The organism is Pseudomonas bohemica (assembly GCF_002934685.1).
Classification (GTDB): domain Bacteria; phylum Pseudomonadota; class Gammaproteobacteria; order Pseudomonadales; family Pseudomonadaceae; genus Aquipseudomonas; species Aquipseudomonas bohemica.
Window position 1 is genome coordinate 298,042 of record NZ_NKHL01000119.1, and the last position, 19,247, is coordinate 317,288.

Below are 19,247 nucleotides of genomic sequence, written 5' to 3' on the forward strand. Positions count from 1 at the left end.
TCCGGATTACCGGACAGTCGCCAATGTTCAAGCGACTGTCCGGACCCAGACTTACTCCAGATGTTCGCCGCGTTCGCGGGCAATGGCGCGGTAGCCAATGTCCTTGCGGTAGAAACAACCTTCCCAATCAATCCTTGCTGCCAGTTCGTACGCTTGTTTCTGCGCATCGCCAACCGTGTTGCCCAGCGCGGTCGCACACAGGACGCGACCACCGGAGGTGACCACCTGACCATCCTTGAGGACGGTACCTGCGTGGAAAACCTTTCCCGGCAGCACCGCAGCGGCGTCCAGACCCGTGATCGCCGCGCCCTTGGCGTAATCGCCTGGGTAGCCGCCAGCGGCCAGCACGATGCCAAGGCTTGGGCGCGGGTCCCATTGGGCTTCGACTTTGTCCAGAGCTTGCGCCAAAGCCGCCTCGACCAGCAAGACCAGGCTCGATTGCAGACGCAGCATCACCGGTTGGGTTTCCGGGTCACCGAAACGGCAGTTGAACTCGATAACCTTCGGGTTGCCCGCCTTGTCGATCATCAGACCAGCATAGAGGAAGCCGGTGTAAACGTTGCCTTCGTCGGCCATGCCTCTGACGGTCGGCCATATGACCTGATCCATCACGCGCTGATGCACATCGGCGGTGACCACTGGGGCCGGGGAGTAAGCACCCATGCCGCCGGTGTTCGGGCCGCTGTCGCCGTCGCCGACGCGTTTATGGTCCTGGCTGGTCGCCATTGGTAGCACGTTCTTGCCGTCGACCATGACGATGAAGCTGGCCTCTTCGCCGTCCAGGAATTCTTCGATCACCACGCGCGAACCGGCGTCACCGAACGCGTTGCCGGCGAGCATGTCGCGCACGGCGTCTTCGGCTTCCTGCAGGGTCATGGCGACGATCACGCCTTTACCGGCCGCCAGACCGTCGGCCTTGATCACGATCGGCGCGCCTTTTTCGCGCAGGTAAGCCAGCGCGGGTTCGATCTCGGTGAAATTCTGGTAATCGGCGGTCGGGATCTTGTGCCGCGCCAGGAAATCCTTGGTGAAGGCCTTGGAGCCTTCCAGTTGCGCAGCGCCCTGGGTCGGGCCGAAGCAGTCCAGACCCCGGGAACGAAACAGGTCAACCACGCCAGCCACCAGTGGCACTTCCGGGCCGACGATGGTCAGCGAAACGTTCTGTTCGGCGAAGTCGGCCAGTTGCTCCAGGGCCAGCACGTCGATGGCGACGTTCTCGCACTTGGCTTCAATGGCTGTCCCGGCATTGCCCGGCGCGACGAAGACCTTCTGCACGCGAGGGTCCTGCGCAACTTTCCAGGCCAGGGCGTGTTCACGGCCACCGCTGCCGATAATGAGTACGTTCATTTCAAAAACCTCGATGACGCTAATTCTGTATGGGGCATACGCCGATGCTGCGGGCGCATGCCTGTAGGAGCGCGCTTGCCAGCGATTCAGTCACCGCAGTTAGGCCCTCCGGTAAGACCTTCGCGGGCAAGCGCGTTCCTACAGGGGTTTCATTGAAGCGGGCGCAGCGTGAATCAGTGCGGCCGCTTTCATGTCAATGACGGAAGTGGCGCATGCCGGTGAACACCATCGCGATACCCGCTTCATCCGCTGCCGCAATCACTTCGGCATCACGCATCGAGCCGCCTGGCTGGATTACCGCAGTGATGCCAACCTTGGCCGCGTTGTCGATGCCGTCGCGGAACGGAAAGAATGCGTCGGATGCCATGACCGCGCCCTGCACCTGCAGGCCCGCGTGTTCAGCCTTGATAGCAGCGATACGCGCCGAGTTCACGCGGCTCATCTGGCCTGCGCCGACACCGATGGTCTGGCGGTTCCTGGCGTAGACGATGGCGTTGGATTTGACGTATTTGGCGACTTTCCAGGCGAAGATCAGGTCGTGGACTTCCTGTTCGCTCGGCGCGCGTTTGGTCACAACTTTCAGGTCGTCGGCGGTGATCATGCCGATGTCGCGGCTCTGCACCAGCAGGCCACCGGTGACGCGTTTGTAATCCCACGCTGGTGCGCGATCGGCAGCCCATTGGCCGCTGGTCAGCAGACGTACGTTGGCTTTGCCGGCGACGATGGCCTTGGCTTCGGCGCTGACGCTTGGGGCGATGATCACCTCAACGAACTGACGCTCGACGATCGCCGTGGCGGTCTCGGCATCCAGTTCGCGGTTGAAAGCGATGATGCCTCCAAACGCCGACTCGCTGTCGGTGGCGTAGGCCAGTTCGTAGGCCTGACGAATGCCGCCTTCGGCGTCCGGGCTGACTGCGACGCCACACGGGTTGGCGTGTTTGACGATGACGCAGGCAGGCTTGACGAAGCTCTTAACGCACTCGAGCGCGGCATCGGTATCGGCCACGTTGTTGTAGGACAGTTCCTTGCCTTGCAGCTGGGTCGCAGTGGCGATGCCCACTTCGGCAGGTTTGGCTTCGACGTAGAACGCCGCGCTCTGGTGCGGGTTCTCGCCGTAGCGCATTTCCTGCGCCTTGATGAACTGGGTGTTGAAGGTGCGCGGGAACTCGCTGCGGCCTTCGGTGGAGAGGGTCTCTGCGCTCTGGTCGACGCTGCCCAGGTAGTTGGCAATCATGCCGTCGTAGGCGGCGGTGTGTTCGAACGCCTTGAGCATCAGGTCGAAACGCTGAGCATAGGTCAGGCCGCCAGACTTGAGGCTTTCCAGCACTTGGCTGTAGTCGCTGGCGTTGACCACGATGGCCACGTCTTTATGGTTTTTCGCAGCCGAGCGGACCATGGTCGGACCACCGATATCGATGTTTTCGATGGCGGTGGGCAGGTCGCAACCCGGCTTGGAGACCGTGGCTTCGAACGGGTAGAGGTTCACCGCGACCAGATCGATCGGCTTGATGCCGTGCTCGGCCATGATGGCGTCGTCGGTGCCGCGACGTCCCAGGATGCCGCCGTGGATTTTCGGGTGGAGGGTCTTGACCCGGCCGTCCATCATTTCTGCAAACCCGGTGTAATCCGCGACTTCTACCGCTGCCACGCCGTTGTCCTTGAGCAGCTTGAACGTGCCACCGGTGGAGAGAATCTCGACGCCCAGGGCTTCGAGTTCACGGGCAAATTCAAGGATCCCGGTCTTGTCGGAAACGCTGATCAAGGCGCGGCGGATCGGCAGGCGGGTAGTCTGGTCGGTCATCTCAACTTCCATCAAAAGGTTCAGCAAAAAAAACGACCGCAGGAAACTGAGGTCGCTTTGTTTGGGGATGCTTACAGCAGATCGTACTGTTTGAGTTTCTTGCGCAACGTGCCACGGTTCAGACCGAGCAGCTCGGAGGCCTTGGTCTGATTGCCCTTGACGTAGTTCATCACGCACTCGAGCAACGGTGCCTCGACTTCCGATAGCACCAGGTTGTAGACATCAGTGACGGCAGCACCTTCCAGGTGAGCGAAATAATTGTGCAGCGCCTTTTCGACGCTTCCGCGCAGGGTCTGACCCTCCGCGCTCGGCGTGTTGAGGTGCTGTTTCAAATTGACGTTGTCGCTCACGGGTGTTGTTCCACTCACTAAAGTCTCTGTCATCATCGTCATGCGGCCACCTCTTGTTCGTTCCCTGCTTCCGGGCTTTTATCGCGTTCGGCAAAGAATTCCCGAACGTTGGCGCACTGTGCTTCCGTATCTTCCAAACGATTGAAATGGGCGCGAAACTCCCTGGCGCCCGGCAAGGTTGCGAGATACCAGCCGACGTGTTTTCGGGCAATCCGCACGCCCACCACGTCGCCATAGAACGTGTGAAGCGCGGCCAGATGCTCTAGCAGAATGCGTTCCACTTCACCTAGCGCCAGTGCGGGAAGTTTTTCCCCGGTGCGCAGGTAGTGTTCTATCTCGCGAAAAATCCATGGGCGCCCTTGGGCGGCCCGACCAATCAACAGCCCGTCGGCACCGGTCGCATTGAGCACGTGCCGGGCCTTTTCAGGTGAATCGATGTCGCCATTGGCGAACACCGGAATCGACACCGCCTGTTTTATCGCGGCGATCGTGTCGTATTCGGCTTCGCCTGTGTAAAGGTCTGCACGGGTACGCCCATGCACCGCCAGCGCCTGAATACCCGCCTGCTCGGCAATTCTGGCAACCGTCAGACCATTCTTGTTCGCCCGGTCCCAGCCAGTGCGAATCTTCAGGGTGACCGGTACCTCTACTGCCGCAACCACCGCGTGCAGGATTTCGGTCACCAACTGCTCATCTTTCAACAGCGCGGAACCAGCAGCCTTGTTGCAGACCTTTTTCGCCGGACAGCCCATGTTGATATCGATGATCTGCGCGCCAAGTTCGACGTTGGCGCGTGCCGCATCCGCCAGCATCTGCGGATCTCCACCGGCGATCTGTACCGAGCGCGGCTCGGGATCACCTTCATGAATCATGCGAAGCCGCGATTTGCGGCTGTTCCACAGGCTCATGTCACTGGTGACCATTTCCGAGACCACCAGGCCCGCGCCGAGTTGGCGACAGAGCTGGCGGAAGGGCTGGTCGGTGACGCCCGCCATGGGGGCGAGGATCAAGCCGTTCTGCAATGTATAGGGGCCGATGCGTACCGCCGACATAGGGTGACCTGTTGTGGGGCCGAATCACGAAGCCTGGTCCGAAACGTGCTTTAGCAGCAATTCAGACGGGACCCAGAGTATGAAAAAGGGTGGGCATGATACCCGCTCTCGATGACTGGATAAAGGCTGAATTGGATAAAATCTGAACAGTTGCTTTCTTATCGCGAACGGTTAGGTTCCGGTTCGCATTGTCATAAAACTGTCGCCAGCATTCGGATGGCTCGCTGCCGCATTTCGGTGCGGTCAGAGGTCGCAGGAGCGCATTCAATGCGGTCGGCTCGCCCGCCAGCTTACTCGGGAGAGCGGAAACTCAAACTGTAGTTCACCGCCTTGGGGCCCGGGTCGAGAATATCCAGGGCGATGTGAATGGGCGTTTGTGGCGGCATTTCGTCCTTGCCGGCCAATTCTCCGCTCAGGTATTCGCCCGGCTTGAACCGACGACTGGCAATCAGCTGACCATTGGTATCGGCAAAACGCAGTTCCAGCAGCGGGAAAGGTTGGGAGAACGAGGCGCGGTTGTAGATGATCGCGTCGACCACCAAAGCGCCCTGAAACTCGGGATGGCTGCGCACCACCAGATTGCTGCTCTTGAGCAGTTTGATGTCGACTTTCGACGGCACCTTGCAGCCGACCTGCGGGCAGATGTCCTGAAACCAGGAGCGGTATTGATCCTGACGCGCCAGTTCATCGAAGTGATACCAGACGTACTGTCCGGCCAGGCCTGCGAGGGCGATCAACGCCAGCAGTATCCAGAGCACGCGACGCCCCCAGCGCGGCTTGGGTTTCTGCCAGGCGAGCTGCAGCGGGTCGTCGGTCAGGTCGAGCAGTGCGGGGTCGCGCAGGCCTGGTTCGCTGCGAGGGCGCTTGCCGTTCGGCCGGGGAGGCTCGTGTTCCTCGTCATCGTCGTAGTGGCGGTGGTTCCGATCGGCATCGCCGCCCAGCGCCGAAAAGCGTTCGGATGTGGGCTCTTCACGTTCGGCATCGGCGCGTATACGGTCAGCGTGGTGCGGTTCATCGCCCAGATCAACTGGCGACCTGGAAAACGACGGCTCGGTGCGATGGTCTTGATCGTCGATTTCATCGCGCCCCAAGGGCTCGATCAACGAGTCGGGTTCGTGATGCCCGTCATGCTCTTCGATGACTTCGGCGCGCAATTCCAGCAACTGGCTGACGTTGTCGTGGCTCAGGCTGTGATTCCAGTTTTCAGCGGCGACTTCAGGCTCGTCACGACGGGCGCTGAAAGACTCGACGTCATCGTGGTCACGGGCGTGGCTGGCGCGGCCAAAGGATTCGGGCAGCTGGATTTCCCGTTGTTCGAGTCGGGCGAGTTCGACATCGAGGTCGTCCAGATCAAGGCTGTCCAGATCGACAGTGCGATCCTCGTGCCTGACCGGCAGTGGCGCTGGCTGCGCGACAACCACCGACTGCGGTGCGATCACCTCGACGCTCGGCGCGACAGATTCGGGCGCTGGAGGGGGCGTCACCACCGGCTCGGCAGCCTTCGTCGTGACGCCTTGTTCCAACAGTTGTTTCGCGGCATTGAACACTTGCAGGCATGAGCCGCAACGAACCATGCCTCGAGCAACGCTCAGTTGAACGTGGCTGACGCGGAAACTGGTCTGGCAGTGAGGGCACTGAGTGACGAAACTGTCGGTCATGCGGGTATCCGGTTAGCGAGCGCCTAAAAGTTCGTAATCATTGGCCTTCAGCGACGACGACCGGTGATCCGCACCCAGCCGTCACGATTGGCGATCGGGTCCAGATCGAAGGTCTGGGCATACGCTGCCGCCACTTCTTCGCCTTGCTCGGCAAGAATGCCGGACAATGCCAGGCGTCCACCGGGTTTGACCAGGCTTGCCAGCTGAGGTGCCAGCGAAACCAGTGGTCCGGCCAGAATATTAGCCACTAATACGTCGGCTGGCTCTTTCGGCAAGTCCTCGGGCAGGTAAAGCGGGAATTTCTCGGCCGGGACATTGTTGCGCCCGGCGTTATCGCGGGAGGCCTCCAGGGCCTGCACGTCAATGTCAGTGCCGACCGCATGCCGGGCGCCCAGCAGCAGTGCGGCAATGGCGAGGATGCCCGAACCGCAGCCGAAGTCCAGCACGTTGCAATCGGCCAGGTCCTGACCGTCAAGCCATTCCAGGCACAGTGCGGTGGTCGGGTGGGTGCCGGTGCCGAACGCCAGGCCTGGATCGAGCAGCAGATTAACCGCGTCAGGCTCTGGCGCGGCATGCCAGCTCGGCACGATCCACAGGCGCTGACCGAAGCGCATGGGCTGGAAGTTGTCCATCCAACTGCGTTCCCAGTCCTGATCTTCGATGACTTCGTGGGTGTGCTCAGGCAGCTCGGCGCCGGTCAGCAGCGTGAGGTGAGCCAGCACCTGATCGGCATTGGTGTCGGCCTCGAACAGCGCGAGCAGATGCGTGTGCGACCACAGCGGTGTGGTGTTCAGTTCAGGTTCGAAGATGGGCTGGTCTTCAGCGTCCATGAAGGTCACGGACACGGCGCCGACTTCAAGAAGCGCGTCTTCGTAGGTTTCGGCTTGTTCTGGGCTGATGGCGAAACGGACTTGCAGCCAAGGCATGGCGGATTACCTTCGAATTGAAAAATGACAGGCGACACAGCGCCGCGAAAGACCGGCAAGTTTACGGGGTTCGGGGAGAAACAACAAAGAGGGTGAGGGATCTGGTGTTCGCTTTCGATTCTGCCCGGAGGGCGTGGGAGCTGGCTTGCCTGCGATCTGGCGCGAAGCGGCAGTAGAATCAGCAAATGAGGTCTGTCAGGAGTATCGCGTCAGCTGACTTTACTGCCGCTTCGCGCCAGATCGCGAGCAAGCCACGCTCCTACGCCCTCCGGGCAGAAGCCTATCGACACTGTCGTCAGAAACAACAAAGCCGCTCGAAAGCGGCCTTGTTGGTCTGTCGCACAGCGTGGCTGATCAGTGTTTCTCTTCGGCCAGTTTGTGTTCCAGGTAGTGAATGTTGACGCCGCCTTCGCAGAAGCCTTCATCGCGGGTCAGATCACGGTGCAGCGGGATGTTGGTCTTGATGCCGTCGACCACGATTTCATCCAGCGCATTGCGCATGCGGGCCATGGCTTCGTCACGGGTTGCGCCCCAGGTGATCAGCTTGCCGATCAGCGAGTCGTAGTTGGACGGAACCTTGTAGCCGCTGTACAGGTGCGAATCGACGCGAACGCCGTTGCCGCCTGGCGCGTGGAAGTGCTTCACCAGGCCAGGGCTCGGGATGAAGGTTTTCGGGTCTTCGGCGTTGATTCGACATTCCAGCGCGTGACCATGAATCTTCACATCGTCCTGGGTGTACGACAGCTTGTTGCCAGCGGCGATGCTGAGCATCTCCTTGACGATGTCGATACCGGTGACCATTTCCGAAACCGGGTGCTCGACCTGGACGCGGGTGTTCATCTCGATGAAGTAGAAACGGCCGTTCTCGTACAGGAACTCGAACGTGCCGGCGCCACGGTAACCGATGTCGATACAGGCTTTGACACAGGCTGCGAACACGTCCTTGCGGGCTTGTTCGTCGATGAACGGTGCGGGCGCTTCTTCCAGGACTTTCTGGTGACGGCGCTGCAAGGAACAGTCGCGGTCGCCCAGATGGATCGCATGACCCTGGCCGTCGGAAATGACCTGGACTTCCACGTGACGTGGGTTGGTCAGGTATTTCTCCAGATAGACCATCGGGTTGCTGAACCAGGCGGCCGCCTCAGCGCGAGTCTGCTTGGCCGCTTCGATCAGGTCTTCTTCCTTGTGAACCACGCGCATGCCGCGACCACCGCCGCCGCCAGCGGCCTTGATGATCACCGGGTAGCCGACTTCGCGGCCGATGCGCAATGCCGTTTCTTCGTCTTCCGGCAGTGGGCCGTCGGAACCTGGAACGGTGGGTACGCTGGCAAGCTTCATGGCGTCCTTGGCCGAAACCTTGTCGCCCATCAGGCGGATGGTTTCGGCTTTGGGACCGATGAACGCGAAACCGGATTTCTCGACCTGTTCGGCAAAGTCTGCGTTTTCCGCGAGGAAGCCGTAGCCGGGGTGAATCGCCGTGGCTCCGGTCAACTCGGCAGCCGAAATGATGGCCGGAATGTTCAGGTACGACAGGTTGGCTGGCGCCGGACCGATGCAGACGGTTTCGTCTGCCAGGCCCAGGTGCATCAGCTCACGGTCTGCCGTGGAATGTACCGCAACGGTCTTGATGCCCAATTCTTTACAGGCACGCAAGATACGCAAGGCGATTTCGCCGCGGTTGGCGATCAGGACTTTTTCCAACATCGCAGGCTCTCCCCGGTTCAAACGATGGTGAACAGCGGCTGGTCATACTCAACCGGCTGACCGTTTTCTACCAGGATGGATTCGATAACGCCGCTGACTTCAGCTTCGATGTGGTTCATCATTTTCATCGCTTCAACGATGCAAATGGTGTCGCCTTTCTTGACGGTCTTGCCGACTTCAACGAACGCTGGCGAGCCAGGCGCCGGAGTGCGGTAGAAGGTACCGACCATCGGCGATTTGACCACAGTGCCGTTGAGCTTCGGCGCCGATGGTACTTCCGCGACGGCAGCAGCCGGGGCGGCGGCGGGTGCTGCGGCTGGAGCGGCGACAGGTGCTGGCGCGTAGTACTGCTGTGCTGGAGTCTTGCTGTGACGGCTGATCCGTACGGATTCTTCGCCCTCACGGATTTCCAGTTCGTCGATGCCGGATTCTTCCAGCAATTCGATCAGTTTCTTGACTTTACGGATATCCATTAATCATCAACTCCCAAAGGACGGTCAGGGGTATTCGGTAGCCGGTTCAGGCTGTGTGGCTCAGTGCAAAACTGCGCCGTTCATGCCTTCGAACGGGTGGCCAGTTGTTCCAGGGCGGCCTCCAGGGCCAGTCGGTATCCGCTGGCGCCAAGGCCGCAGATCACGCCTACAGCGACATCTGAAAAGTAGGAGTGATGGCGGAAGGGTTCGCGCTTGTGCACGTTCGACAGGTGCACTTCGATGAATGGGATGCTCACTCCCAGCAACGCGTCACGTATTGCGACACTTGTGTGAGTAAAAGCAGCCGGATTGATCAGGATGAAGTCCACGCCTTCATCGCGTGCAGCGTGGATGCGGTCGATCAATTCGTACTCGGCGTTGCTTTGCAGGTACATCAGATGGTGACCGGCTTCGCGCGCGCGCTTTTCCAGATCCTGGTTGATGTCGGCCAACGTGATCGAGCCGTAGATCCCCGGTTCACGGGTGCCCAGCAGGTTCAGGTTAGGTCCGTGAAGAACCAGAAAAGTCGCCATCGTGTGTTCCTTGTTTTGTGCTTTTTCGGCGCTCACACGCAAGTGCGAGCCAAATTGCAGGGGTGAACCGGTATTGCGCAGCGACTATGCCGGAAACCGCAATGGACTGTCCAGTTACCGACAATACTAAGCACGATGTCCGATGTTCGCGCAAAGTTTGTGACTAACAGGCTAAATTTGGTCATGTGCTCTAGAAAGGCGCTCGAAGAGGCCATGGACGTCGATTTCGCCGACGACACGTACATTTGTCAGCTCATTCCCGTCTTTTCCAAAAAACAGCAGCGCGGGAGGGCCGAAGAGTTTGTACTTATCCAGCAGAGCGCGTTGTTCGTCGTCGCTGTCGGTCATGTCGAAGCGAATCAGACGAAAGCCTTTGAGTTGACGCGTGATTTTCGGATCGGGCAGCACCTCATGCTCGATCACCTTGCAGCTGATGCACCAGTCAGCGTACCAGTCCACCAGCACCGGCTTTTTGCCGCTTTTCGAGTCGGCGAGGATCTGATTCAGTTCGCCCACTTGAGTCACCGTCTGCCATTGCTGCGCTGATGGGGCGCTGGATTTGCCAGTGATCTGCGCGTTTTGGGGGCGACCCAGCGGGCGTAGCGGATCGGTCTGGCCGCTGAATGCGCCGTACCAGCAGCACAGCGCATAGACCAGCAAAAACAGGCCGAGCAGTTGGGCGAGACGACCGCGGGTGGTCTTTTCGGTGAATTCCAGTGCGCCAAGAAACAGCGAAACACCGGCCCATAACAAACCGATGAGCAGCAGAGTGGCCTGGCCTGGAATCACGCGGCTGAGCAGACCAATCGCCAGCGCCAGCAACAACACGCCGATCGCGTGTTTCACGGTGATCAGCCAGGGGCCGCTTTTCGGCAGCCAGGCCGCGCCGCCAGTAGCGACCAGCAGCAACGGCGCGCCCATGCCCAGCCCCAGCGCGAACAGCTTGAGCGAGCCACCCAGGGTATCGCCGCTGGCGCTTATATAAAGCAGGGCACCAGCCAGTGGGGCAGATACGCATGGGGATACCAGCAGGCTCGAGACCACGCCCAGCACTGCGGCGCCCCACAGCGATCCGCCCTGAGTGTTGCCAGCGATGCGATCCAGACGATCATTCAGTGCGCGGGGTAGGCGCAGTTCGAACACCCCGAACATGGCAATGGCGAACACCACGAAGAACAGCGAAAACGGCACCAGCACCCACGCCGATTGCAGACGCGCCTGCAAGTTGAGGCTGGCGCCGAACATGCCCATCAAGGCGCCGAGCATCGCGAAGCAGATCGCCATCGGCAGCACGTAGGCCAGGGAAAGAGAGAAACCGCGCAATCCACCAATCTGCCCACGCAGTACCACGCCGGAAAGGATCGGCAGCATGGGTAGCACGCAAGGCGTGAAAGTCAGGCCGATGCCTGCGAGGAAAAACAGCGCCAATTGTTTCCAGCTGAAGGGGCTCTTCTGCGCAGTGGCGGGGGGCGGGTTCGTAATTTGAGACACGTGAGGCCCTGTGCCGTCGATGCTCAGGCGTTGGGTTTCAGGTGGATAGCACAGGCCTTTGTCGGCACAGCCCTGATAAGTCACGACCAGAGTGAAGGGACGGTTGTCGCTGGCGTTGCGCGGCAGGTTGATGTCGACAATGCCGTGATACACCTCGACATCACCGAAATACTCATCATGCTTCTTCTCGCCCTCCGGCAATTGCGCCGTACCCAGGGCAATGTCTGCGGGCTCGGTGCGGAACTGAAAGCGATGGCGATACAGGTAATAGCCTTCGGCGGCGACGAACTCCAGCTTGACCGATTCGGCGGAGGTATCGATCAGGTTCAGTTGAAAGGCCTGGCGAACCGGCAGGAAGTCTTTGCTGTTGTCGATCGCCGTGCTGCCCAATGCAGGGCTGCCTAGTCCAGAGCTCGGCCGGCCGTCCAACAGACTTGCACCGAAAACGGGCAGGGCAAGGGTCAGCAATATCAGACAAAGCAGGCGGCGCATGGCGGTCTCGCATCACAAAAGTCCGCGCATGATAGCGCAGGGTGTATGGCGATGCAGACCCTGTGGACGTGAGCTGCTCACCAAAGCGGTGTATCTGGTGCAGCCCCGGTCGCCCGGCTTTACTGCCGCTTTGCAGCAGATCGTCGGCAAGCCGAACTCCTACGGGCTTCGGCCAGAAACGGATCTCCACAGGATTCTGTAACGGTAGCCGTGTGCTTTACAGGTATGTGGTCATCCGGATCAAACCACGTCCACCGGCGCCTGTTTTTTTGCCTGCATGAACTCTTCACGCAGGGTATGCACCTGGTTGCGTCCGGCCTTTTTTGCCAGGTACAGGGCCTCGTCCGCGTGCGAGGCCATCATCAATGCATCCTCGCCTTCGCCCAGCTCAACGACCCCGGCGCTGAAGGTGCAGGACAGGTCCACCGGCTGCGCGGGGTAGTGAATTTCCGCGAACCGGCGACGGATTTCGTCGAGTACGCCGTATGCGGAGTTGAGATCGGTGTCGGGCATGACCACCGCGAATTCCTCGCCCCCGTAGCGACCGATGTAGTCGGTCTTGCGCAGTCGTTGCTTGAGAAACAGCGCCAGGCTCTTGATCACCCTGTCGCCCATGGGGTGGCCGTGGCCGTCGTTGACCTTCTTGAAGTGGTCGATGTCCAGCATCACGAAGCTCAGCGGCTTGTTTTCCCGGCGCGCGCGGAAGCTGCAATCTTCCAGCAATTGCAGGATATGCGTGTGGTTATAGAGCCCTGTCAGGCTGTCGCGCACCATCCGCGCCTTGAGATTTCGCGCACGAGCGGCGCGGTTGCGGACGGTGGTGATCAGGTGGCGAGGCTTGATCGGTTTGGTGAGGAAGTCATCGCCGCCTTCGCTCATCGCATCCAGTTGTTTATCCAGATCGTCTTCGGCCGACAGATAGATGATCGGCACGCTGACGTAGCGGTCGTTGTGACGAATCACCTTCGCCAGCTCAGTGCCGGTGCAGCCGGGCATATACATGTCGAGGATGATCAGGTCTGGCTGAAATTCCGCCAGTTCGGACATGGTCTGGATCGGGTCGAACAGCGTGCGGGTGACGATGCCCGCATTATTGAGCAGCCGCTCGGTGTGCGTGGCCTGGGCGCGCGAGTCGTCGATGATCAGCACTTTATAAGGCTCGTACTGAGCGACCCGGGTGAGGATTTCGATCTTTTCCAGCAGGCTCGACGCTTCCAGCGTGCCGGTCAGAAACTCCTCGCCGCCGGCTCGCACCGCTGCCAGGCGTGTCGGCGTATCGGTTTCGTGATGGCTGAAAAACAATAGCGGCAGTTTCTGCTCGAGGCCTTCCTGCATCCTGGCGGCGAGTTTCAAGCCTTCCCCTGCGCCACCGAAGTCTACATCCATGACCACTGCAGCTGGCAGACGCTCGGCCAGCGTGGCATGAAACGCCTGAGTGCTCTCCAGTGATTGCGCGCTCAGCCCGAAGAATTCCAGCTGCTTGGCCAAACGCTCGCCGCGTTCGTGATCCTGAAGCATCACGTAAATGGGTTTGCGCAGGGGCGGCAGGGAGGTTTGCTCCAGCCGATCGCCATGACGCAAACCGGTGCGCGAAAGCCGTTGCATCAAGCGGTTGAGATCGGTGATCAGAGAACTGCTGAGGCGACCGCGATTGGCCTCCACTTCACTCAGGGACTCACTGATGCCGCGTGCCAGTTGAGCATGCTCGGCCTGTTCGAAGCGCTCGGCGAAACGCAGCAGGCGCTGGTTGGACTCGCTGAGTTCTTCAAGGTCCGCAGCCGACCATTCGCTTTGTTGCAGGCGCTGCCATACCTCCAGGATCTGCCGTGCCTGATGAATGACGCGTTGCGCGAAATGGTGCTTGAGACGGTCTCGGCTCGGGTCTTCTGCTTCGGTCATGTCCTGGCTACTTATAGGGGAAATCCTGATACAAATGCTGGCTCTATGCTAGCACTACTTTTCCCGCGCAAGTGCGTCGCAAGTCATTTTGTTGTCATTTTTTTGGTGGTTTTTTGCGTCAAGTTTCCGTCTGATCAAGCCAAATGCGTGCCATGTTCAATCCCTTGTCTAGGGGAATGGATGAGGGGTGTAGGCGACATGCAGGGGTATGTCAGGGTTCAATCTCTTGACAACCACTGTTTGATCCGCCTCCAGCAGCCGGCATCGTTACGCACCTGCAACAGACACGGCATATCTCTCAGCCGAATCCACGGCTCGCTGCGCCAATGCAGCACGCTGATCGTGCCGTGGCGCCACTGCAGCAATGCCTGGGCGGGGGCGTTATTGAAAGCCGGTACGGGGTGGTCGTGGAGAGCGGGCAACACCTGATAGGTCAGCCATTTGCGGAGCGAGTCGTGAGTGGCGTGCCCGTGGTAGACGAGCAGGGCGTAGGCGGCCGACTCGCTGACCATCAGCACATTCCTGATTTCGCCGTAATACTGCAGCGGGATATGCCGCCGCTGATCGGGGGCCAGCTTCTGCGTGACGCGTTCTTCGAAGAACATGCCCAGAAAACGACCGAGGTCCCGGACGCAGAACCAGGCCTGGCGTTCGAGGATAAGGGCGTGGAGTTTGAGTTTGTGGCGGGTGAAAACGACGGGCTCGTAGTGATGTTCCATGGGGCGTCTGTCCTTGATGGCCTCGGAATGGGCGTCGGGAGCTAAGAACACCAACAAGAAGTGCCGACATATTTCCCCGAAGGGTCTTGTATTAGCCGACTCCCGACATGACAGACGCGCAGAGTGTATCGCGCCTGCGAAAAACGAATGTTTGTCGCAGGCGCAGAAGTACCGCTAGCTATCGTGACGGGTGCCGCTTGTTCGAGTTCTTAGGCTCGGGGCGGGATTATCCGGGCATCGGTCCTGTGGCTCAATCCGACAGATGTAGGGGTTTCCGGATTTGATGTAACCGGATGATGCATCGCAGCTACTCCGCAAACCCGCTTTTGCACGCAGGGCGTAGTACAAAGCGCGCATGACGCACATGGACGTGTGGATTACGCAATCGGGTCATCCTTCGCATTCCTGCCAAACGCACCTTGCTGTAAGGTTGCGGTCAGAAGCACTGAATTCCGTGATTGAAAGGACAAGGCCATGCTGGATTGGAAGAAGCGCTCGGGCACTGCGGGCGGGGGTGAGCGTGTTGAGGACAGGCCCGTAGGCAAGGCGCCTCGTGGGTATTGGGGCGGTTTGTTGTTCAGTCGCGCATTGGCCGCGGTGGTCGGTATCTACCTCGTTGTCACCGTGGTGCTTGGCATCTGGTGGAGCAGCGAGCCCCCTCTGTTTCCGGTCCAGCAACAGGCTCAGGCAGCTGCCGAGCGTGAAGGCAAGCAGATGGTGATCGGTTACACGACCGTCGAAACCCTCAAGACCGTCGCTTCGACTCTGCTCGACAAGCCCGGTGGCTACATTTCCAACGACCGCTTTCCCCCTGGCTTGTGGATGGACAACATGCCGAGCTGGGAATACGGCGTGCTGGTTCAGGTGCGCGATCTGAGCCGCGCGTTGCGTAAGGATTTTGCCCGTTCGCAATCGCAGTCGGCCGAAGACGGCGACCTGGCCCGGGCCGAGCCGCTGTTCAACTTCGACAACAAGAGCTGGGTGCTTCCTTCCAGCGAATCCCAGTACCGCGATGGCATCGCTGCACTGAGCCGTTACCAGGCGCGTTTGTCCGACCCCAACCAGAAGGGCGCGCTGTTCTACACTCGCGCCGACAACCTGAACAACTGGCTGGGTGATGTCGGTACGCGCCTGGGGTCGTTGTCCCAGCGCCTGTCGGCCAGTGTCGGTCGCGTGAAGCTCAATAGCACGCTGAAAACCGAAGCGCAGTCCACCGTGACCGTCAAACCGGGCGAGGTGCCGCAGGTCGATGAAGAAATCGTCGAAACTCCGTGGATGCAGATCGACAACGTGTTCTATGAAGCGCGTGGTCAGGCTTGGGCGCTGTCTCATCTGCTGCGCGCCATCGAAGTCGATTTCGCCGATGTTCTGGCCAAGAAAAACGCGACTGTGAGTGTGCGTCAGATTATCCGCGAGCTTGAAGCGTCCCAGGAGCCGATGTGGAGTCCGGTGATCCTCAACGGCAGTCCGTTCGGTGTGTTCGCCAACCACTCGCTGGTCATGGCCAACTACCTGTCGCGCGCCAACGCAGCGGTTATCGATTTGCGTCAGTTGCTGTCGCAGGGTTGATCAGTGTCCGTCCCTGAAAACGAAGTCGCGCACCGCGCGGCTTCCGACGCCGAACTCATCGCCTGGGTCGATCGCCAGGATCAGCTATTGGGCTCGCTACCCCGCGCCGAGCTGCGCGAACGTGGGCTGATCGGGCGTGGCACTTATATATTGCTGTTCAACACCGCCGGTGAGTTGTGCGTGCATCGGCGTACCTTGAGCAAGGCGATCTATCCCGGTTTCTGGGACGTCGCTGCCGGTGGCATGGTCCAGGCGGATGAGAGTTATATCGAATCCGCCGCGCGCGAGCTGGAAGAAGAATTGGGCGTGGCGGGTGTCGAACTGATCGCTCATGAGCAGTTTTTCTTCGACCAGCCCGGCAATCGCCTCTGGTGTGCGGTGTTTTCCGCGGTCTGGGACGGCCCGTTGAAATTGCAGCCTGAAGAGGTGCTCGAAGCGCGTTTCATCGGCGTCGAACAGGTGCTGCTCGAAACCGCCGAAAAGCCTTATTGCCCGGACTCCCTGGCCGCGCTGAAGCGCTATTTGGGCGACGTCGCAAATGTCCCGTAAATTGGCGCATATTTGCACTTAGCATCTGCGCTTTTTGCCGTTACACTGCGCGACTTTTCAACGCCGGGCCGTCATCACGGTCCGGTTGCGCTGCCCCTGCCTGAGTGGGGCTTCGCGGTCGGCTCCCGTCGACCAGACTTTAGTCCTCAAGAAGAGGATTGCCGGTGGCCAAAAAAGCCGCATCCTTCGCCGCCCTCGGTGGCCTGGTATTTTCGACCGACGCTGGACGGCACTGTCCTGAATGCCGTCAGCCCGTCGATGCTTGCATCTGCAGGAAATCCGTTATCCCCGAAGGTGATGGCATTGCCCGCGTGCGCCGCGAAAGCAAAGGCCGCGGCGGCAAGACTGTGACCACCATCAGCGGCGTGCCCTTGCCTGAAGATGCACTCAAGGAGCTGGCGACTACGCTCAAGCGACGTTGCGGAACCGGCGGGGCGCTCAAGGATGGCGTGATCGAGATTCAGGGCGATCACGTCGAGACGTTGCTGGCGGAACTGGTCAAGCAGGGCTTCAAGGCGAAAAAATCGGGCGGTTGAGTCCTCCTTTTGTTACCGCCTCTGGTTTCGTTATCGGTCGGGTGCCTGTTTTCAGAACAAACTCTGGTTCGTGTCATGGGTCTATTGAGCCATGCGAGCTGGCGCCAAACCGTCATTTCCACTCTATACACTGCGCCCAGCCGGTCAGGCCGGGGCTTTATGACTTCTTTATAGGGGACTTCGATGTCCGTACGACGCACACGCAAAGACGATGGCAGCCAATGGACCGTGGCGGACAGCCGCAGTGTCTATGGGATTCGTCATTGGGGGGCTGGTTATTTTGCAATCAACGAAGCCGGCCGCGTTGAAGTTCGCCCCAACGGGCCGGGCAGTTCGCCCATCGACCTCTACGAGCAAATAGATCAGCTGCGCCAGAGCGGCTTGTCCCTGCCGTTGCTGGTGCGTTTTCCGGACATCCTGCAGGACCGCGTGCGTCAGCTGACCGGTGCGTTCGACGAGAACATCGCGCGCCTGGAATACCAGAGCAAATACACCGCGCTGTACCCGATCAAGGTCAACCAGCAAGAAGCGGTGGTAGAAAACATCATTGCCACGCAGAACGTTTCCATCGGTCTGGAAGCTGGCTCCAAGCCTGAGCTGATGGCCGTGCTGGCATTGGCTCCGAAAGGCGGCACCATCGTCTGCAACGGTTACAAGGATCGCGAATTCATTCGCCTGGCCCTGATGGGACAGAAGCTGGGGCACAACGTCTTCATCGTCATCGAGAAAGAATCCGAAGTCGCCCTGGTGATCGAAGAGGCCGCCGAGCTCAAGGTCGCACCCCAGGTGGGCCTGCGCGTTCGTCTTTCGTCGCTGGCGTCGAGCAAGTGGGCCGACACCGGTGGTGAAAAGTCCAAGTTCGGTCTGTCGGCCGCGCAGTTGCTGTCGGTGGTCGAACGCTTCACCAAAGCCGGTCTGGATCAAGGCATCCGCCTGCTGCACTTCCACATGGGCTCGCAGATCGCCAACCTCGCCGACTACCAGCACGGCTTCAAAGAAGCGATCCGCTACTACGGTGAGTTGCGCAACCTGGGCCTGCCGGTGGATCACATCGACGTGGGCGGCGGTCTGGGCGTGGACTACGACGGCACGCATTCCCGTAACGCCAGCTCCATCAACTACGACATGGACGATTACGCCGGTGTCGTGGTCGGCATGCTCAAAGAGTTCTGCGACGCGCAAGGCCTTCCGCATCCGCACATCTTCTCGGAAAGCGGCCGTTCGCTGACCGCGCACCACGCGATGCTGGTGATTCAGGTCACCGACGTCGAGCGTCACAACGACGAGGTGCCAGTGATCGAAGACAAGGAAAGCCTGCCGGAAACATTACAGTGGCTGATCGATCTGCTCGGCCCGACCGACATCGAGATGGTCACCGAGACCTACTGGCGTGCGACTCACTACATGAGCGACATCGCCAGCCAGTACTCCGATGGCAAGATCACCCTGGCGCAGAAAGCCCTCGGCGAGCAGTGCTACTTCGCGGTCTGCCGCCGCCTGTACAACTCGCTCAAGGCGCGCCAGCGGTCTCACCGTCAGGTGCTGGATGAGCTCAATGACAAGCTGGCCGACAAGTACATCTGCAACTTCTCGGTGTTCCAGAGCCTGCCGGACACCTGGGCAATCGATCAGGTGCTGCCGATCATCCCGCTGCATCGTCTGGACGAAGAGCCGCTGCGTCGTGCCGTGCTGCAGGACCTGACCTGCGACTCCGACGGCAAGATCAATCAGTACGTCGATGAGCAGAGCATCGAGACCAGCCTGCCGGTCCACGCGCTGAACGAAGGCGAGGATTACTTGCTCGGCGTGTTCCTGGTCGGCGCGTATCAGGAAATTCTGGGCGACATGCACAACCTGTTCGGCGATACCGACTCGGTGAACATCTACCAGAACCAGGACGGCAGCGCTTACTCGGCAGGCATCGAAACCCACGACACTATCGAGGATATGCTGCGTTACGTGCACCTGTCGCCGGAAGAACTGATGACGCATTACCGGGACAAGGTCGCCAGCGCCCGGATCAGCCCGCGTGAACGGACCCAGTATCTGGATGCGCTGCGCCTTGGCCTGACGCGGTCTTCCTACCTGTCGTCGTGACCGAAGCACGCCGGTAGCAGCCCGGCTTGCCGGCGGTAGCGGGTTTTTAAT

The 19,247-nt window shown here is 60.0% G+C and carries 16 protein-coding genes; 4 read left to right on the top strand and 12 right to left on the bottom strand.

The window, feature by feature from the left end:
* Positions 1–51: 51 nt before the first annotated feature.
* The 12 genes from purD to CE491_RS25585 all read right to left on the bottom strand — a co-directional run bounded on the left by purD (position 52) and on the right by CE491_RS25585 (position 14,445).
* Positions 52–1,347, bottom strand: a complete 1,296-nt coding sequence (purD, locus tag CE491_RS25530; RefSeq protein ID WP_110951104.1) for a phosphoribosylamine--glycine ligase — start codon at positions 1,345–1,347, stop codon at positions 52–54.
* 193 nt (positions 1,348–1,540) lie between these two features.
* Entirely contained in the window at positions 1,541–3,148 is a 1,608-nt protein-coding gene (purH, locus tag CE491_RS25535; protein WP_110951105.1) for a bifunctional phosphoribosylaminoimidazolecarboxamide formyltransferase/IMP cyclohydrolase, read from the bottom strand.
* 71 nt (positions 3,149–3,219) lie between these two features.
* Positions 3,220–3,540 carry a DNA-binding transcriptional regulator Fis gene (fis, locus tag CE491_RS25540; RefSeq protein WP_062378860.1) on the bottom strand — a complete coding sequence of 107 codons (321 nt, stop codon included), beginning with the start codon at positions 3,538–3,540 and terminating at the stop codon, positions 3,220–3,222.
* Entirely contained in the window at positions 3,537–4,550 is a 1,014-nt protein-coding gene (dusB, locus tag CE491_RS25545) for a tRNA dihydrouridine synthase DusB (protein WP_110951106.1), read from the bottom strand. The genes fis and dusB overlap by 4 nt, the downstream gene beginning before the upstream one ends.
* A 290-nt stretch (positions 4,551–4,840) precedes the next feature.
* On the bottom strand, positions 4,841–6,208 hold the full coding sequence (locus tag CE491_RS25550) for a DUF3426 domain-containing protein (protein WP_110951107.1): 1,368 nt from the start codon (positions 6,206–6,208) through the stop codon (positions 4,841–4,843).
* Between the two features lie 47 nt (positions 6,209–6,255).
* On the bottom strand, positions 6,256–7,134 hold the full coding sequence (gene prmA, locus CE491_RS25555) for a 50S ribosomal protein L11 methyltransferase (RefSeq protein WP_110951108.1): 879 nt from the start codon (positions 7,132–7,134) through the stop codon (positions 6,256–6,258).
* 354 nt (positions 7,135–7,488) lie between these two features.
* A complete protein-coding gene (gene accC / locus CE491_RS25560) occupies positions 7,489–8,838 on the bottom strand; it encodes an acetyl-CoA carboxylase biotin carboxylase subunit (RefSeq protein ID WP_110951109.1) in 1,350 nt (449 codons plus the stop codon).
* 17 nt (positions 8,839–8,855) lie between these two features.
* The gene (gene accB, locus CE491_RS25565) at positions 8,856–9,311 is read right to left on the bottom strand and encodes an acetyl-CoA carboxylase biotin carboxyl carrier protein (protein ID WP_110951110.1); all 456 of its coding nucleotides are present in this window, start codon (positions 9,309–9,311) and stop codon (positions 8,856–8,858) included.
* Positions 9,312–9,391: 80 nt separating this feature from the next.
* Positions 9,392–9,844, bottom strand: coding sequence for a type II 3-dehydroquinate dehydratase (aroQ, locus tag CE491_RS25570; RefSeq protein WP_074751988.1), 453 nt, complete (start codon positions 9,842–9,844; stop codon positions 9,392–9,394).
* A gap of 171 nt (positions 9,845–10,015) precedes the next feature.
* Positions 10,016–11,827, bottom strand: a complete 1,812-nt coding sequence (locus tag CE491_RS25575; RefSeq protein ID WP_110951111.1) for a protein-disulfide reductase DsbD — start codon at positions 11,825–11,827, stop codon at positions 10,016–10,018.
* 240 nt (positions 11,828–12,067) lie between these two features.
* Positions 12,068–13,726: a response regulator gene (locus CE491_RS25580; RefSeq protein ID WP_110951112.1), complete on the bottom strand. Its 1,659-nt coding sequence runs from the start codon at positions 13,724–13,726 to the stop codon at positions 12,068–12,070.
* A 218-nt stretch (positions 13,727–13,944) separates the two neighbouring features.
* Complete coding sequence (locus CE491_RS25585) at positions 13,945–14,445, bottom strand: BRO-N domain-containing protein (protein ID WP_110951113.1); 501 nt, start codon at positions 14,443–14,445, stop codon at positions 13,945–13,947.
* Positions 14,446–14,919: 474 nt separating this feature from the next.
* On the opposite strand from CE491_RS25585, the gene CE491_RS25590 reads away from it, so the two are divergent.
* The 4 genes from CE491_RS25590 (at position 14,920) to speA (ending at position 19,196) form a co-directional block, all read left to right on the top strand.
* Complete coding sequence (locus CE491_RS25590; protein WP_110951114.1) at positions 14,920–16,014, top strand: DUF2333 family protein; 1,095 nt, start codon at positions 14,920–14,922, stop codon at positions 16,012–16,014.
* A 3-nt stretch (positions 16,015–16,017) separates the two neighbouring features.
* Positions 16,018–16,563: an NUDIX hydrolase gene (locus CE491_RS25595; protein ID WP_110951115.1), complete on the top strand. Its 546-nt coding sequence runs from the start codon at positions 16,018–16,020 to the stop codon at positions 16,561–16,563.
* Positions 16,564–16,727: 164 nt separating this feature from the next.
* The gene (locus tag CE491_RS25600) at positions 16,728–17,099 is read left to right on the top strand and encodes a translation initiation factor Sui1 (RefSeq protein WP_110951131.1); all 372 of its coding nucleotides are present in this window, start codon (positions 16,728–16,730) and stop codon (positions 17,097–17,099) included.
* 183 nt (positions 17,100–17,282) lie between these two features.
* Positions 17,283–19,196: an arginine decarboxylase gene (gene speA / locus CE491_RS25605; RefSeq protein WP_110951116.1), complete on the top strand. Its 1,914-nt coding sequence runs from the start codon at positions 17,283–17,285 to the stop codon at positions 19,194–19,196.
* Positions 19,197–19,247: the final 51 nt, after the last annotated feature.

Coding starts and splice junctions, on each gene's coding strand:
- aroQ (WP_074751988.1), bottom strand. CDS start 9,844: ATGGCGACTTTTCTGGTTCTTCACGGACCTAACCTGAACCTGCTGGGC.
- accB (WP_110951110.1), bottom strand. CDS start 9,311: ATGGATATCCGTAAAGTCAAGAAACTGATCGAATTGCTGGAAGAATCC.
- accC (WP_110951109.1), bottom strand. CDS start 8,838: ATGTTGGAAAAAGTCCTGATCGCCAACCGCGGCGAAATCGCCTTGCGT.
- CE491_RS25590 (WP_110951114.1), top strand. CDS start 14,920: ATGCTGGATTGGAAGAAGCGCTCGGGCACTGCGGGCGGGGGTGAGCGT.
- CE491_RS25550 (WP_110951107.1), bottom strand. CDS start 6,208: ATGACCGACAGTTTCGTCACTCAGTGCCCTCACTGCCAGACCAGTTTC.
- speA (WP_110951116.1), top strand. CDS start 17,283: ATGTCCGTACGACGCACACGCAAAGACGATGGCAGCCAATGGACCGTG.
- fis (WP_062378860.1), bottom strand. CDS start 3,540: ATGACGATGATGACAGAGACTTTAGTGAGTGGAACAACACCCGTGAGC.
- prmA (WP_110951108.1), bottom strand. CDS start 7,134: ATGCCTTGGCTGCAAGTCCGTTTCGCCATCAGCCCAGAACAAGCCGAA.
- purD (WP_110951104.1), bottom strand. CDS start 1,347: ATGAACGTACTCATTATCGGCAGCGGTGGCCGTGAACACGCCCTGGCC.
- CE491_RS25585 (WP_110951113.1), bottom strand. CDS start 14,445: ATGGAACATCACTACGAGCCCGTCGTTTTCACCCGCCACAAACTCAAA.
- purH (WP_110951105.1), bottom strand. CDS start 3,148: ATGACCGACCAGACTACCCGCCTGCCGATCCGCCGCGCCTTGATCAGC.
- dusB (WP_110951106.1), bottom strand. CDS start 4,550: ATGTCGGCGGTACGCATCGGCCCCTATACATTGCAGAACGGCTTGATC.
- CE491_RS25580 (WP_110951112.1), bottom strand. CDS start 13,726: ATGACCGAAGCAGAAGACCCGAGCCGAGACCGTCTCAAGCACCATTTC.
- CE491_RS25575 (WP_110951111.1), bottom strand. CDS start 11,827: ATGCGCCGCCTGCTTTGTCTGATATTGCTGACCCTTGCCCTGCCCGTT.